Below are 15,477 nucleotides of genomic sequence, written 5' to 3' on the forward strand. Positions count from 1 at the left end.
TATAATCAATTTATATGAAATCCCAGTTCGGGACGTTCCTTTAAATATGTTATTAAATCCCGGCCTACTGAAAGTCTAACCGGACGGGAAATCAAATCAACCGACATGTGAGTTACATCAGCATCATCCGTTACTTTAAAATATAGTTCCGTATTTCCCGGATGTTCCTTCGTCAGAGTGGCAAGTTCAGTGACCAAGGCCGAGTTCAAGACAGACAGGGGAATGACGATCGTGATCTTCTGCACCAGTTCTTCTTTCACGTCGGGAAGAAGTTCCATAGAGGTAATTTTCACTTCCAGTTCATCCTGCCGCCATTGCTTGGCTTGGCAACGAGCTTTAATATATAAGAACGTTCCTTCGTTGAGATATCCCTGATAAGTCACCCAGTCATTTCCCCAGAATGGGATTTCAGTAGAACCGGAATAATCTTCAATCTTAGCAATGCCATACGGATTTCCATTCTTGCTGACTCCACGACGAACACTAGTTACAATTCCTCCCATCGTTATTTCACGACCAACAAGTGCAGCTTTATCTTCCAAATCTGCCATACGTGTATTGCAAACATGTTCCAATACGATAGAAAATTCATCCAACGGGTGAGCGGAAAGATAGATACCAACCAAATCACGTTCACGGTTCAGACGGTCAAGATCACTCCAGCGTTCTACCCCTTGAGGTATTTCAGGAGTTGCAACATCAATAACGTTTTCACCACCGAACAGAGAATTGACGGCAGCCGCTTTATCTGCCTGATAACGGTTACCATAACGCATTAATGTTTCCAGGAAAACTTCTCCCTTAGAGTTTACAGCAAAATATTGTTCCCGTTTCAGTTCCGGGAAACTATCAAATCCTCCGGCTAATGCCAGACATTCCATATTCTTCTTGTTGCAGGCATTGAGATTGACACGTTGCACAAAATCAAAGATTCCGAGGAAAGGACCATTTTGCCTGCGTTCTTCCATAATGCTTTGCACGGCAGCTTCACCTACACCTTTGACGGCCCCAAGTCCAAAACGAATATCACCATCATGGTTTACGGTAAACTTCAGGTTACTCTCATTTACATCCGGTCCCAGTGTCTGAATACCCATTGCCTTACATTCGTCCATCAGTTTCGTGATATCGGTAATGTTCGACAAACTTCGGCTCATCACAGCCGCCATATATTCAGAAGGATAGTTCGCTTTCAGATAAGCTGTCTGGTAAGCTACCCACGAATAGCAAGTAGCATGCGATTTGTTAAATGCATAAGACGCAAATTTTTCCCAGTCTGTCCAAATCTTCTCAAGTACTTTCGGGTCATGCCCGTTCTTTCGTCCACCTTCTACAAATTTAGGTTTCATGTGATCCAGCTTGTCGCGCAGCTTCTTACCCATCGCTTTACGAAGGGCATCGGACTCACCACGGGTAAAGTCAGCCAATAAGCGTGACAAAAGCATCACCTGTTCCTGATAAACCGTAATACCATACGTATCCTTCAAGTATTTCTCCATTACCGGAATATCATACTCAATCGGTTTGCGTCCATGTTTACGATCAATAAAATCAGGTATATAATCCATAGGTCCCGGACGATAGAGGGCATTCATGGCAATCAAATCTTCGAATGTAGAAGGCTGCAATTCGCGCAGGTACTTCTGCATACCGGCAGATTCAAACTGGAATGTACCAATCGTACGTCCGTCACTATATAATTTATAAGTAGCCGGATCAGAAATGTCTATTGCATCGACATCTACCTCAATATTACGACTTAAACGGATATTTTCAACAGCTTCTTTGATGATAGACAAAGTTTTCAGACCGAGGAAGTCCATCTTAATCAACCCAGTATCTTCAATCACCGAGCCTTCATACTGGGTAACAAGCATCTTTTCGCCCGTTTCCTTATCATCAGCAGTGCTGACAGGTACCCAGTCAGTAATATCATCACGGCAAATAATCGTACCGCAAGCATGTACACCTGTACCACGCACGTTGCCTTCAAGCATTTTGGCATACTTGATCGTATCCCGCAATAGAGGATCAGATGACGCTTCCGCTGCTTGCAATTCGGGAACATAAGCAATGGCATTCGGCAAATTAAGTTTCTTATCAGGAATCTTGTCAGGAACCAGTTTACACAAACGATCGGATTCTGACAAAGGTAGCTTTTGTACACGCGCGACATCCTTGATAGCCATCTTTGTCGCCATAGTACCATACGTAATAATATGAGCAACTTTTTCCTGACCATATTTATTTGTCACCCAACGAAGTACCTCACCACGACCGTCATCATCAAAGTCCACATCAATATCGGGCAAGGAAATACGGTCTGGATTCAAGAAACGTTCAAACAGCAAATCATATTGGATAGGGTCTATCTTCGTAATACCCAAACAATAAGCCACTGCTGAACCTGCTGCCGAACCACGTCCCGGACCTACCGACACACCCAGTTCCTTACGTGCCGCATTGATAAAGTCCTGTACAATCAAGAAGTATCCGGGGAAACCCATCGTTTTCATGATGTACAATTCGAAGTTCATTCGTTCTTTGACTTCTTCCGTTAGAGGTTCACCATAAATTCTTTTAGCTCCGTCAAAAGCCAGTTTTGCCAAATAATCTCCTTCAAGTTTTATACGATAAAGTTTATCATAACCACCCAAGCGTTTAATTTTTGCTTTCGCATCCTCTTCACTTAATACCACATTACCATGTTCATCTTGAGTAAACTCGTCGAACAAGTCTTTTTCTGTAAACTTCGCCCGATACCCCTCCTCTGTTCCGAAATCTTCGGGAATGGCGAAAGTCGGCATGATAGGTGCATGGTCGATCGAGTAGTATTCTACCTTATCAAGAATCTCTAGTGTATTGCTCAATGCTTCGGGCACGTCGGCAAAGAGTTCGTTCATCTCTTCGCGTGTCTTCATCCATTCTTGTTTGGTGTAAAGCATACGGGTAGGATCATCCAAATCCTTACCGGTACTCAAACAGATCAAGCGGTCGTGCGCTTCCGCATTCTCTTCATCTACAAAGTGAACATCATTCGTACAAATCAGTTTGACATTGAATTTCTTAGCATATTCTATCAAATGTTTGTTCACATTCACCTGCAACGGGTAACATTCGTGATTGGCACGGGGAACAGTCGCTTTATGGCGTTGTAACTCCAGATAGTAGTCATCGCCAAACAAGTTCTTATACCATTGTATTGCTTCCTCCGCTTCGGCAAATTGCCCGGCAGTAATCCGCTTCGGCACCTCACCACCGAGACAGGCTGAACAAATAATAAGTCCTTCGTGATATTTTTCGAGTTCGCTACGGTCAGTACGCGGACGCATATAATAACCGCGCGTCCACGCGTGCGATACTAATTTAATAAGGTTGTGATAACCTGTTTCATTCTTAGCCAATACGATCAGGTGATAACCACTCTGGTCGGGCTTGCCTTCTTTCAGGTCCATGGTACGGCGTGCCACATACATTTCACAACCTATGATCGGTTTGAATAGTTTGTTTTCCGCTTCCACGATCTTAGCTTTGCAAGCAGCAATCTCCGCCTCTTTATCCTCGCACTCTATCGTGCCGGCCTCAATTCCTGCAATTCGCTTCTTCAGGTCCTTGACTTCACCTTTCGGACCGCTGTTCTTCTTATTGACGTAGTTCGTAAATTCCTTGATACCGAACATATTTCCATGATCGGTCACGGCAATACCCTTCATCCCATTCTTCATGGCTTTATCGACCAGACGAGCTACGCTAGCCTGACCATCCAACAAAGAATATTGAGTATGAACATGTAGATGAACGAAATCCTGCATAATGATAAGTAGTTAATTTGAAGGCATAAAATTACTACCTCCTGGGTTATAAACAAAAATAATCCTCAAAAAGTTATCAACATTCGCATTTCTATGCTCATTTACTTGCTGAATTTTTAAATTAAGTATATTTTTGCAGACAATATCATTAAACAGCATTCATGGGCCGACTAAAGAAATTGAAGAAAATACGTATTCACCGCGAAGGAACACATATATTATGGGCTAGCTTCTTGCTATTGCTATTGATTAATGCGGCTCTTTATTGGGGGATCGATTGCAAAATACCATTTTATGTGGTAGCAGTAGCGAGTATAGCAGTCTATCTGCTGATGGTGAATTTCTTTCGATGTCCGATCCGTCTCTTCGGACAGGACACTGAAAAGATTGTCGTAGCACCCGCCGATGGAAAAATCGTCGTTATCGAGGAAGTCGATGAAAACGAATATTTCCATGACCGCCGGTTAATGATATCCATCTTCATGAGCATTGTGAATGTACATGCCAACTGGTATCCGGTGGACGGTACCATTAAGAAGGTAGCACATCATAATGGAAACTTTATGAAAGCATGGCTGCCGAAAGCCAGCACAGAAAACGAACGTTCTACAGTAGTAATCGAAACTCCGGAAGGAGTGGAAGTACTCACCCGGCAAATTGCCGGTGCAGTGGCACGCCGTATTGTCACCTACGCTGAAGTAGGAGAAGAATGTTATATTGACGAACACATGGGATTTATTAAATTCGGTTCCCGCGTGGATGTGTATTTACCCATTGGCACAGAAGTATGTGTCAGCATGGGACAATTAACGACTGGTAACCAAACGGTTATCGCCAAACTTAAATAATTCTGTCACAATGACAAACGTTATTAAAAACAGTATTCCGAATACCGTAACCTGCCTGAACCTTTTCTCCGGTTGTATTGCCTGCGTCATGGCTTTTGAAGCCAAATATGAGCTGGCACTACTTTTCATTGCTTTAAGTTCCATTTTCGACTTCTTCGACGGATTGTTGGCTCGTATGCTCAATGCACATTCCATTATCGGAAAAGACTTGGACTCATTGGCAGATGATGTCAGTTTTGGAGTTGCTCCTTCACTGATCGTATTCTCTCTGTTCAAAGAAATGTATTATCCGGCAAGTATGGAGTTCATCGCTCCTTACCTACCCTATTTAGCATTCTTGATTTCTGTTTTTTCAGCATTGCGTCTGGCTAAATTCAATAATGACACGCGACAGACCAGTTCTTTTGTGGGACTTCCGGTTCCCGCCAACGCTCTGTTCTGGGGTTCTTTAGTGGCGGGTGCACATGACTTCCTGATATCAGACAACTGCCATCCTGTCTACCTTCTTATACTTGTCTGTCTGTTTTCCGGACTGCTGGTATCAGAAATACCGATGTTTTCGCTGAAATTTAAAAATCTGTCATGGAATGACAACAAAATCAGTTTTATATTCCTGATTATCTGCATTCCTCTTCTTATATTTCTTGGAATCAGTAGCTTTGCCGCCATCATTGTATGGTATATTTTACTTTCACTTTTTACAAGAAAAAGTAAATAAACAATCTCTTGGCACGTTTGTTGTACTATGAGTTTTATCGAAGTAACAACATAAAAATCATAGCCCGATGCATATACTTTTATTCATACTCATTTTTATTATTGCCATTTTCGTATTTGGCCTTTCTATTATCGGCTTCATACTAAGAACGATTTTCGGATTAGGACGTGGTTCTTCTTCATCACGCCCGAAACAAACGGAATCGGGACGTACAAGCCAACAGGACTATGGCCAAAGAGATCGCCGTTCAAATGATGATGAAGAGGAAATATATTCCGAGAATGTTCCGGAGAAAAGACATAAAAAAATATTCACCCAGGACGATGGTGAATATGTAGATTTTGAGGAAATCAAATAAAACAGGATACTGCTTTTATTTTCGTTTCGCAGCAAAGAACTCTTTCATTAATGTAGCGCATTCGTCAGCCATTACCCCTTTTACAACCACCGTTTTAGGATGTAGAGCCGAACCGGCATATTTCTGATAGCCGCGTTTTTCATCTTCGGCGCCAAATACAAGCTTACCAGTCTGTGCCCAAGCAATAGCTCCGGCACACATTACGCAAGGTTCAACTGTGACATACAGGGTACATTCGTTCAAGTACTTGCCACCAAGCACATTGGCAGCAGCTGTAATAGCCTGCATCTCGGCATGAGCCGTTACATCATTCAATGTTTCTGTGAGATTATGGGCACGTGCGATAATCCGCTCCTTACAAACCACGACAGCTCCAACGGGAACTTCCCCCCGCTCGGCAGCCTTTCCTGCCTCTATCAAAGCTTGTTTCATGAAGTAAATATCGTCCAGCATTCCACCCTTTAATTTTGAATCTATTATTTTTATTATCCCCCTATCGTCTCATGTCGTGTTCACCAAAAAGGGTTGGATAATCTTCTTCCATATTCTTATGAATAAACATGAGAATCGTTTCACGAAGCCAACGTGACTTGTTCGTTATCTTATATTTCTCAAGATAACGATCTACAATCAGCTGTTCTTCGTCGCTCAATAAAATGCTCATCCGTCGTTCCCTTTTGGTACACTCGACATGCATTTTCAGGCACTTCTTACTCCTTTTTCTCATATCTTCTGCAAAATTACTTTTACTTCTGTAAATACAAAGAATAAAAGCAGTAAATTTGCAAAAAAAGATGGCTAAACATAATGATTTAGGAAAAGCCGGAGAAAATGCCGCCGTAGCTTATCTTGAACAGAAGGGGTATCTCATCCGTGACCGGAACTGGAGAAAAGGACATTTCGAACTGGACATTGTAGCAGCAAAGGATAATGAACTGATTGTAGTAGAAGTGAAAACTCGCAGTAATACCCTATTTGCAGAGCCGGAAGATGCTGTTGATTTACCTAAAATAAGACGTACGGTACGCGCAGCGGATACCTATATCAGATTGTTTCAGATTGACTCTCCTGTACGCTTTGATATCATTACTGTAGTAGGCAACGACGGGCATTTCAAGGTTGAACACATAGAGGAAGCGTTTTATCCTCCTTTATATTAAAGAATGCTTTGGCTTTACATATTCATCATTATAAGAGCCGTGAAATGCGTGCAATCTGCGCTTAAAATTATGATATAACCAATTATGAAAACATACTATAATTATTAATTCATTATGAATGTAGAAACTATCAGAGAATACTGCTTAAGCAAGAGAGGAGTCACCGAATCTTTCCCTTTCGATGATGTATCACTGGTTATAAAGGTAATGAACAAGATGTTTGCTCTCATTGACCTGGAAGAAGCTAATCACATCGCGCTAAAATGTGACCCGGAGAAAGCAATCGAACTGCGTGAACATTATTCGGGAATTGAAGGGGCTTATCATTTTAATAAAAAGTACTGGAATAGTGTCCGCTTTGATAGTGACATAGACGATAAATTGATGAAAGAGCTTATCGATCACTCTTATAATGAGGTAATCAAGAAATTTACTAAAAAGTTACGTGCAGAATATGATGCCCTTCCCTGATATATTCCCGGTTCCATTGATTCATATCAACGAGACTAATTCTACCAACAATTATCTGCAATCTCTCTGTTCTAAACAGAAAATGGAAGAACTAACTGTCGTTGTCGCCGATTTTCAAACTTCCGGTCGGGGACAACGTGGCAATTCTTGGGAATCAGATCCTGGCAAGAATCTTCTTTTCAGCACCGTTATCTTCCCTGAGTTTTTGGAAGCACGACGTCAGTTTCTCATTTCACAGGTCATCTCTTTAGCCATTAAAGAAGAATTAGATACTTATACCACCGATATCTCTATCAAATGGCCGAACGATATTTATTGGAAAGAAAAGAAAATATGCGGGATGTTGATAGAAAACGATCTGATGGGGCGGAACATCAGTCAAAGTATTGCAGGCATCGGAGTTAATATTAATCAGGAGATATTTCACAGTTCTGCTCCTAACCCCGTTTCACTAGTACAAATCACAGGAAAAGAGCATGATCTATTCGAAATACTGAAAAATATCATGCTACGTATCCAATCTTATTATAGCTTGCTCAAAAAAGGCGATACGACATCAATAGCCTGTCAATATGAAAAGTCTCTTTTCAGAAGGGAAGGAATTCATCGATATAAAGATGCCAATGGAGAATTTCTTGCACGAATCGTTTGTGTAGAACCTGAAGGAAGATTAATTTTAGAAGACGAGATGCTGATGAAAAGAGACTATATGTTTAAGGAAGTAGAATATTTACTGAAATAAGCTATCCTATTCCAGATCAAAACATTATCTTTGGAACGTGCGTTTTTATATAAAACTCTTTCATTTATGAAAACAAAACTAATTTTCCTCCTTTCATTATTATGGATATTAATAGGATGCGATGATTCAGATTCTGCAACATTGAATATATCAGAATCGAAGTTTGATAACATCAGCGCAAGCGGTGAATCATTAACGATAGATATTACATGCAGTTCTTCATGGACTGTAACAAGTAATAAACAATGGTGTATTCCTAATACACAAAAAGGAGAGAACGATGGAAAGTTAATCTTATCTATTAATGCAAATCTGGAATCCAATTCCAGAACAGCAACTGTCACTATTATAAGTCATAAGGTTAACAAAACTGTTCAAATCATCCAAAATGGCTCTATCAATACAGCTGAAGAATATCATTATAAAATCCCTGTAATCTTTCATGTATTGTATAAAGAAGATAGAAATTCTCTACAGAAAGTAAATTCAAGCCGTTTATCCCATATACTAGACAAAGTGAACAGTCTGTATAAAAGCAAGAATAACAGTGTAGATATGAATCTCACTTTTACATTGGCAACAACAGATAAAAATGGAGAAACATTACCCAATCCTGGTGTAGAATATATCCAATGGCCAGAATCATACCCTATCGACTGTGAAGCTTTCATGGAGGATAATTCGGGAGAATATGTAAAATACTTATGGGATCCAAACTCATATATCAATATTATGGTTTATAATTTTGCAACCGAACCTAATTCAAATTCAGTAACATTAGGTATCTCCCATATTCCTTTTTCTACTAAAGGCAAGCATTATTTAGAAGGGCTTGGTGAAACAGACTACTCTCATCTAACATTAGCAAATTTACAATTCCCACTATGTGTCTCTATTAATAGCCTATATATTAATGAAGAATCTACTTCAACAAAATATAACACAGCAGACGTTACTGTCACGCTAGCTCATGAATTAGGACATTACCTGGGACTGCATCATGTCTTTGCCGAAACAAATAATGGTACGTGTGAAGATACAGATTATTGCAAAGATACTAAAAGCTATAATAAACAAGAGTATGATAGTAATTGTGATTACATATATGAAAATGAGAGAGCAAAATACACATTTGAAAATTTGGTAAAACGAACAGGATGTGATGGTATAGAGTTTATCTCTTATAATATCATGGATTATGCTATTAGCCACTCAAATCAATTCACTCAAAATCAACGTGAACGTATCAGACATGTCTTATCCTATAGTCCACTGATACCTGGACCGAAGAAAGGAGACATTGATACCCGAGCACTTAATGAAGGTCCCTTGGATTTACCAATACGAACTATAAAATAACAAATTGAATATAATAGAAAAAGAGGTGAACCACCTAGCGATTCACCTCTTTTTCTATTCTCAATATCTTATCCAATGTCTTTTGAGCTTCTGTCGATGGAAAACGTAGAACAACTTTCTGTAAAGAGTTACGCGCTTTCTCATACCGGGTAGTAAACAACTTCGATAATCCATCCCGATAGCGAGCATACTGCATTTTAGTGGGAGAAGGAAGTTTTTTGTAATCCGTTTCTAACTTTTTCTTCTCCTGCTCTGCCATCAAATAATAATAGTTTCCTAAAAAGATATTAGCAGCCAGATTATCCGCATCGAGTTGCAATATTTTTTCGTACATACGCAAAGCGTCTTTTTCTTGTCCGCGGCACACTTGCATTTCCGCACATGTTTCCAAACAATCTACATTATTTGGGTCCTTTTGCAGCAACTCTTTGTAGAACAAATAAGCTTTGTCGTAATTCCGTTTCTTTTTATAGGCGAGAGCTAATTCAGTAGCCAGTTTGGAGCTAATTTCACTATTCTTGTCCACATTCGTCCAATAATACATTTCCGTACGGTCTATATTCAGAGGAATAGTCTGCCGGAAATAGCTCACAGCCTGTCCATTCTGCCCAGCCTCAATGGCGGCAGATACTTTCTGCAACATCTCATCAACCGACTGTGCATTCAGCGCCAGCGGCAGTGAGAATAAAGAGATAAGAAAAATAGTTAAGGTCCTCATAATCCATCTGATTGCTATTTAGTTCGTGATTCACAAAGATACAACAAAAAAAATAAAAAATGTACCTTTGTGGACGAAAAGAACAATCAATTTGATAAAAGTGTTTCTATAAAATGATAGATAAAAAACAATCCTCCGAAAACAGACGAATATTACGGATAGCCATACCATCGATTATATCAAATATTACCGTCCCGCTACTGGGACTTATCGATGTTACCATCGTAGGACACCTCGGTTCTCCGGCCTACATTGGAGCCATCGCTGTAGGGGGAATGTTATTTAATATTATCTATTGGATTTTCGGATTCCTACGCATGGGGACGAGTGGCATGACCTCACAAGCGTATGGGCAGCATGATCTAAATGAAATCACCCGGTTACTGTTACGTTCCGTTGGCGTAGGATTGTTTATAGCTCTTTGCCTGTTGATACTCCAATACCCTATCCTGAAATTGGCATTCACTCTGATACAAACCACACCGGAAGTCGAGCAGCTGGCAACCACTTATTTCTATATCTGTATCTGGGGAGCTCCCGCCACATTAGGACTTTATGGATTCGCCGGTTGGTTTATCGGAATGCAGAATTCACGCTTTCCCATGTATATCGCTATTACCCAAAATATTGTCAATATTGTAGCCAGCCTATCCTTTGTCTACTTGCTGGATATGAAAGTGGCAGGAGTGGCAACAGGAACTTTAATAGCCCAATATGCAGGTTTCTTCATGGCCATATTGCTATATATGCGCTATTATAGTGCACTAAGAAAGCGGATCGTATGGAAAGAAATTATACAGAAACAAGCCATGTACCGTTTCTTCCAAGTCAACCGGGACATCTTCTTCCGTACCCTTTGCCTGGTTGTGGTCACCATGTTTTTCACCTCTGCAGGAGCCGCCCAAGGAGAAATTGTATTAGCCGTAAACACCTTGCTCATGCAACTATTCACTCTGTTTTCTTACATCATGGACGGATTTGCTTATGCCGGTGAAGCACTGGCCGGCCGTTACATAGGTGCCAAGAATCAAACAGCCTTACGCAACACTGTACATCACCTTTTCTATTGGGGATTGGGTCTTTCATTGATATTCACCATCCTTTATGCAATCGGTGGAAAAGAATTTCTTGGCCTACTAACCAATGACACTTCAGTAATCAACGCTTCAGACACTTATTTTTACTGGGCACTTATCATTCCACTAGCTGGCTTTTCCGCTTTCCTGTGGGATGGAGTATTTATTGGTGCCACCGCTACCCGTCAGATGCTTTACTCCATGTTAGTCGCTTCCGCCAGCTTCTTCGGAGTATATTACGCTTTCCATCCTCTCCTGGGAAATCACGCCCTGTGGCTGGCTTTTCTCATTTATCTTTCCCTGCGAGGGGTTGTACAAACCTTTTTGGGAAGGCAAATAATAAAAAAAGTAATCGCATCCCAGTGAGGCTATCCGATAAATTATCTCTATATTTGCGGTAAACAATAAAAAGCAAAAGGTATGGCAAAGTATAAAAGAATCTTACTAAAGCTCAGTGGAGAGAGCTTGATGGGCGAAAAGCAATACGGCATTGACGAAAAAAGACTGGCAGAATATGCTCAACAAATCAAAGAAATCCACGAACAAGGGGCACAGATTGGTATCGTCATCGGAGGAGGTAATATATTCCGCGGATTAAGCGGAGCCAATAAAGGTTTTGACCGTGTGAAAGGTGACCAAATGGGAATGTTGGCTACCGTTATCAATAGCCTCGCTCTAAGTTCTGCTCTTGTGGCTACCGGTGTAAAAGCACGTGTATTGACAGCAGTACGGATGGAACCTATCGGTGAATTCTACAGTAAATGGAAAGCCATCGAATGTATGGAAAACGGTGAAGTGGTCATCATGTCTGCAGGAACAGGAAATCCTTTCTTTACTACAGATACCGGTTCTTCACTTAGAGGAATAGAAATCGAAGCAGACGTTATGCTGAAAGGTACTCGCGTAGATGGCATTTACACAGCTGATCCTGAAAAAGATCCTACCGCAACCAAATTCGATGATATTACGTATGATGAAGTGTTGAAACGTGGTCTGAAAGTTATGGATTTAACTGCGACTTGTATGTGCAAAGAAAATAACCTGCCTATCGTCGTATTTGATATGGACACAGTAGGTAACTTAAAGAAAGTAATCAGCGGAGAAGAGATAGGTACGTTAGTACACAACTAATCAGAAAATAAAAAGTGTGAATTTCGCTGTATAGCTTTGATAAAAACTACTATTGCAAAATTCGCACTTTGTCTTTCTTTTCAAATATTATATCGAAACGAATACCTATTTATCAAAATACTGGATCAAATCATACGCATTAAAATTCAATTCGCGGGCAAAGAAAGATAAATAAGGAAACAACTGATAAGAGTTATCATAAAGACCCTTATTGGCAGGTTTCGACGAATTATCCGTACCATCATCATCCTGATATTTAAACCAATGCCATCCGATACAATTCTTAGCCTCAAGCAATCCTAATGTAAAATGCTGATAAGCATAAGCCCTCTCATTTTGTGTAGGAACAGAATACCCGGCTCCCGACTGGTTATTCAGATCGGAATCCTCCACCCCTTTCGTATAAAACTCACTTACAAGAAACGGCTTATCCGCCCAACTTGCCCAGTCTGCAATCGCTGTTGTCAGTTCGGGACTCCAACGGCTATAATAGTTGATAGAAATGACATCACAATATTTTCCGGCAGCTCTCATCACTCCCTCCATATATTTAGGAGTTCCATGCAATCGAGTCCCCAGATAAAGCAGCTTATCATCTACTTTCATCACTGCCTCTTTCACTGCTTTATAATATTTCTCTGCTACGATACCTGCAAACTCATTATTCAAGGCATCCGTCACACTTTGCACGCCCTTGGAATCCATAAAGCCTTTTGCCGCAACATAAGCCGGATCATTCGAACTGTTGATAGCCAAGAAACGATCCAAAATCCGGGAACTGTTTGAAGAGAAGTTTATCTCATTATCCGAAAAGAACCCCAAGACATTAGGATCACGCAAATAATCTGCGAAAGCACTACCTGCCAAATATGAATCACACCATTCGGCCCATCCATTATAAAACACAAGACCTGCAGCATTATCATCGCTTCCTCCGGGATAATTATAAGACTTCTCACTCTTGAACTGGCTTAGAAAAGCAAATGAAGGCGCCAAAGTCAACGGACTGCTCGGATTAGAAGCATTATGAATCTGAATCAGTGAATAAGTACCTGTACAAAAGGCACCTGTACCATGAAAGCCAATCTCGCTCAATTCACGTTGAGTAGTAGACAGCCATTTCTCATCAGTTCCAAACCTACTATTCCAAGCCGCTTTATTACGACTGGAAGTCCCCTTACGCAAAGAAGTCGCACTGCGTTCCAGATGTAAACAACCTTCCGGATCAACCAACCACCAACGTCCATCTATCTTCTTCGTATAAAACCTGCCCGTAGCTGCTTGTTTCGGAAGCGTTGTCGAACTTCCATATTTATTCACCGACTCCTGATACGCTTTCAATGTCTTAATAGCCGGTTTATATCCATCCATATAAGCAATAATACGTGTATTCCCCGTTGTCCAACTGGATATGGGAGGATAAGCACTGGAATACTTGACACTGATAGGGCGATACATATTGGCATTTAATGACGGAGCATATACCACAGAGGCTCCAGGAACGGGTAAATCTTCCGGGTATTCCGACTCCACATCTCCCCCACCCATCACTATATCAGGAGGCATAAAATTAGGGTCCTTATCATCATCATCCGTACAAGAAACCATAGGAATAGAAGTTATAAACAGTAAAGCTCCCAGTATAAATATTTTTTTCATGGTATGTATTTTATTGATTGTTATTTGATTGTTGATCGAACCAGTCGGCTAAACGATAGGCATTGATATTCAATTCTTTCATAGCATCGGCCAACGGTTTATAAAGATTGTATTCATTATCTATCAGTCCCTTGTTAGAGTCCAGGTTCGAAGGATCTGCCCCTTTTGCTGTCGGATCATTATCCTGATAACGAAACCAGTGCCATCCGACACAATTTCCACTTTCCAATAATCCTAAAACAAAATGCTGATAGGCATATCCACGCTCCTGTTGAGTTTGAACGGTAAAACCTGCTCCTGTCGTATTCGCCAGTCCGGAATCCATTCCTTTCGTATAAAATTCCGTAATGATGAAAGGCTTTTGAGCCCATTCTCCCCAATGTTTCATGGTCTTTTCACTCGGCGTCCACGCTCCATAGTAGTTAATTGCAACAACATCACAATACCTGCCTGCCGCTTCCACAATCTGGCGGATAAACTTCGGTTTTCCATGTAAACGACTGCCTAGATAGAGATGATTGGGATCATACTTCCGAATCGCTTCCGATACTACTTTATAATATCGTTCAGCTACCACCCCTGCAAACTCCTCCCGGTGCTCATCGGTTATTTGCTGCAAAGTAATTCCCTGCTTTTTCAACCAGGATTCCGCATACACTCTTCCCGGATCACCAGGGTTCTGTAAAGTCAGATAACCTTCCAGATTCTTGGGTCCGAACGGAAGTTCATTATCCGAAAAATAACCAATGATGTTTTTATCCATTTTATTCGCAACCAGTTTTTGTGCCATCTCATCGCAATAAGTCTCGAATTCCGGGTCAAAAACGAAAATACACTGATTAGGATATCCCGTGTTACCAGGCAACTGATAAGTTCCTCCCCGTTTCTTACCATATCCGCTCATCAAGTTGAGAATGATTGAGCGGGTCAAGACCTCCTTGTGGGATGCATTGTAAGAAGCAATCGCCTCTTCGTTACTCCAAGAGCCCGTACCGGAAAAGCCCAGTGAATGAATCATCTGTGCTGTTCTTTCGATCCATTTTTCTTCCGTACCAAATTTGTCCAGCATCGCTTGTTTATTGCGTTCGGAAGTCCCCAAACGTACTCCAACCACCACTTTCTGCAAATGCCGATATCCGTCGGGATCAATCATCCACCAACGATTTCCAATACGTTCTACTCTAAAAAATCCAGTAGCCCGGTGTTTCGGAGCATCCCAATCACTTCCATACTCATTTACATGCACTTTATCAGTAGCTTTAAAACCATCCAATTGAGCAATGGTACGGGTATCATACTCCTTCCATGGAAGATCTTTCTGTCCTTTCACCCACGGACGGGCAGTGACCTTAAATGTACGTCCCTGCCCATAACCCAACTGGGATAACAGCAGTAAAAACAATATAACTATACTATTTTTCATCT

The 15,477-nt window shown here is 40.9% G+C and carries 15 protein-coding genes; 9 read left to right on the forward strand and 6 right to left on the reverse strand.

The features are described from left to right. Positions 1-5 precede the first annotated feature (5 nt). Positions 6-3,812 carry a DNA polymerase III subunit alpha gene (gene dnaE, locus NQ505_RS00375; RefSeq protein WP_008998944.1) on the reverse strand — a complete coding sequence of 1,269 codons (3,807 nt, stop codon included), beginning with the start codon at positions 3,810-3,812 and terminating at the stop codon, positions 6-8. A 161-nt stretch (positions 3,813-3,973) separates the two neighbouring features. Between dnaE and NQ505_RS00380 the strand changes: the two genes are divergently transcribed. From NQ505_RS00380 to NQ505_RS00390, 3 genes are all read left to right on the forward strand, one after another. Further along, positions 3,974-4,660 (forward strand): phosphatidylserine decarboxylase family protein, encoded by a 687-nt coding sequence (locus NQ505_RS00380; protein WP_004299219.1) that lies wholly within the window; start codon positions 3,974-3,976, stop codon positions 4,658-4,660. 10 nt (positions 4,661-4,670) lie between these two features. Next, positions 4,671-5,378, forward strand: coding sequence for a CDP-diacylglycerol--serine O-phosphatidyltransferase (pssA, locus tag NQ505_RS00385; protein WP_004306563.1), 708 nt, complete (start codon positions 4,671-4,673; stop codon positions 5,376-5,378). Positions 5,379-5,445: 67 nt separating this feature from the next. Next, positions 5,446-5,736: a DUF4834 family protein gene (locus tag NQ505_RS00390; RefSeq protein WP_004306562.1), complete on the forward strand. Its 291-nt coding sequence runs from the start codon at positions 5,446-5,448 to the stop codon at positions 5,734-5,736. Positions 5,737-5,751: 15 nt separating this feature from the next. Here NQ505_RS00390 and NQ505_RS00395 read toward each other — a convergent pair whose 3' ends face one another. Beyond that, the gene (locus NQ505_RS00395; RefSeq protein ID WP_004299216.1) at positions 5,752-6,189 is read right to left on the reverse strand and encodes a nucleoside deaminase; all 438 of its coding nucleotides are present in this window, start codon (positions 6,187-6,189) and stop codon (positions 5,752-5,754) included. A 40-nt stretch (positions 6,190-6,229) separates the two neighbouring features. Then, positions 6,230-6,463 carry a hypothetical protein gene (locus NQ505_RS00400; RefSeq protein ID WP_004299215.1) on the reverse strand — a complete coding sequence of 78 codons (234 nt, stop codon included), beginning with the start codon at positions 6,461-6,463 and terminating at the stop codon, positions 6,230-6,232. A 67-nt stretch (positions 6,464-6,530) separates the two neighbouring features. Between NQ505_RS00400 and NQ505_RS00405 the strand changes: the two genes are divergently transcribed. From NQ505_RS00405 to NQ505_RS00420, 4 genes are all read left to right on the forward strand, one after another. Continuing rightward, the gene (locus tag NQ505_RS00405; protein WP_004299213.1) at positions 6,531-6,896 is read left to right on the forward strand and encodes a YraN family protein; all 366 of its coding nucleotides are present in this window, start codon (positions 6,531-6,533) and stop codon (positions 6,894-6,896) included. Positions 6,897-7,010: 114 nt separating this feature from the next. Beyond that, entirely contained in the window at positions 7,011-7,367 is a 357-nt protein-coding gene (locus tag NQ505_RS00410) for an MmcQ/YjbR family DNA-binding protein (protein ID WP_004306560.1), read from the forward strand. Then, positions 7,351-8,109 carry a biotin--[acetyl-CoA-carboxylase] ligase gene (locus tag NQ505_RS00415; protein WP_008998945.1) on the forward strand — a complete coding sequence of 253 codons (759 nt, stop codon included), beginning with the start codon at positions 7,351-7,353 and terminating at the stop codon, positions 8,107-8,109. Before NQ505_RS00410 ends, NQ505_RS00415 begins: the two co-directional genes overlap by 17 nt. A gap of 66 nt (positions 8,110-8,175) precedes the next feature. Continuing rightward, positions 8,176-9,468 (forward strand): zinc-dependent metalloproteinase lipoprotein, encoded by a 1,293-nt coding sequence (locus NQ505_RS00420; protein ID WP_008650082.1) that lies wholly within the window; start codon positions 8,176-8,178, stop codon positions 9,466-9,468. A gap of 34 nt (positions 9,469-9,502) precedes the next feature. Here the strand turns inward: NQ505_RS00420 and NQ505_RS00425 are convergent, their stop codons facing one another. Beyond that, complete coding sequence (locus NQ505_RS00425; RefSeq protein WP_004306554.1) at positions 9,503-10,186, reverse strand: tetratricopeptide repeat protein; 684 nt, start codon at positions 10,184-10,186, stop codon at positions 9,503-9,505. A 113-nt stretch (positions 10,187-10,299) separates the two neighbouring features. Between NQ505_RS00425 and NQ505_RS00430 the strand changes: the two genes are divergently transcribed. Both NQ505_RS00430 and pyrH read left to right on the forward strand, forming a co-directional pair. After that, entirely contained in the window at positions 10,300-11,628 is a 1,329-nt protein-coding gene (locus NQ505_RS00430) for an MATE family efflux transporter (protein ID WP_004307921.1), read from the forward strand. 54 nt (positions 11,629-11,682) lie between these two features. Further along, on the forward strand, positions 11,683-12,393 hold the full coding sequence (gene pyrH, locus NQ505_RS00435) for a UMP kinase (protein ID WP_004307920.1): 711 nt from the start codon (positions 11,683-11,685) through the stop codon (positions 12,391-12,393). Between the two features lie 105 nt (positions 12,394-12,498). Here the strand turns inward: pyrH and NQ505_RS00440 are convergent, their stop codons facing one another. Together NQ505_RS00440 and NQ505_RS00445 are read right to left on the reverse strand one after the other, a co-directional pair. Further along, entirely contained in the window at positions 12,499-14,052 is a 1,554-nt protein-coding gene (locus NQ505_RS00440) for a hypothetical protein (RefSeq protein ID WP_008998946.1), read from the reverse strand. A gap of 10 nt (positions 14,053-14,062) precedes the next feature. After that, positions 14,063-15,475, reverse strand: a complete 1,413-nt coding sequence (locus NQ505_RS00445; RefSeq protein ID WP_008998947.1) for a hypothetical protein — start codon at positions 15,473-15,475, stop codon at positions 14,063-14,065. Positions 15,476-15,477: the final 2 nt, after the last annotated feature.

It is taken from the genome of Bacteroides sp. D2 (assembly GCF_025147085.1).
Taxonomy (GTDB): domain Bacteria; phylum Bacteroidota; class Bacteroidia; order Bacteroidales; family Bacteroidaceae; genus Bacteroides.

Bases quoted from the DNA above. Each gene is read 5' to 3' on its own strand.
- dnaE (WP_008998944.1), bottom strand. From the start codon at position 3,812: ATGCAGGATTTCGTTCATCTACATGTTCATACTCAATATTCTTTGTTG.
- NQ505_RS00380 (WP_004299219.1), top strand. From the start codon at position 3,974: ATGGGCCGACTAAAGAAATTGAAGAAAATACGTATTCACCGCGAAGGA.
- pssA (WP_004306563.1), top strand. From the start codon at position 4,671: ATGACAAACGTTATTAAAAACAGTATTCCGAATACCGTAACCTGCCTG.
- NQ505_RS00390 (WP_004306562.1), top strand. From the start codon at position 5,446: ATGCATATACTTTTATTCATACTCATTTTTATTATTGCCATTTTCGTA.
- NQ505_RS00395 (WP_004299216.1), bottom strand. From the start codon at position 6,189: ATGCTGGACGATATTTACTTCATGAAACAAGCTTTGATAGAGGCAGGA.
- NQ505_RS00400 (WP_004299215.1), bottom strand. From the start codon at position 6,463: ATGAGAAAAAGGAGTAAGAAGTGCCTGAAAATGCATGTCGAGTGTACC.
- NQ505_RS00405 (WP_004299213.1), top strand. From the start codon at position 6,531: ATGGCTAAACATAATGATTTAGGAAAAGCCGGAGAAAATGCCGCCGTA.
- NQ505_RS00410 (WP_004306560.1), top strand. From the start codon at position 7,011: ATGAATGTAGAAACTATCAGAGAATACTGCTTAAGCAAGAGAGGAGTC.
- NQ505_RS00415 (WP_008998945.1), top strand. From the start codon at position 7,351: ATGATGCCCTTCCCTGATATATTCCCGGTTCCATTGATTCATATCAAC.
- NQ505_RS00420 (WP_008650082.1), top strand. From the start codon at position 8,176: ATGAAAACAAAACTAATTTTCCTCCTTTCATTATTATGGATATTAATA.
- NQ505_RS00425 (WP_004306554.1), bottom strand. From the start codon at position 10,186: ATGAGGACCTTAACTATTTTTCTTATCTCTTTATTCTCACTGCCGCTG.
- NQ505_RS00430 (WP_004307921.1), top strand. From the start codon at position 10,300: ATGATAGATAAAAAACAATCCTCCGAAAACAGACGAATATTACGGATA.
- pyrH (WP_004307920.1), top strand. From the start codon at position 11,683: ATGGCAAAGTATAAAAGAATCTTACTAAAGCTCAGTGGAGAGAGCTTG.
- NQ505_RS00440 (WP_008998946.1), bottom strand. From the start codon at position 14,052: ATGAAAAAAATATTTATACTGGGAGCTTTACTGTTTATAACTTCTATT.
- NQ505_RS00445 (WP_008998947.1), bottom strand. From the start codon at position 15,475: ATGAAAAATAGTATAGTTATATTGTTTTTACTGCTGTTATCCCAGTTG.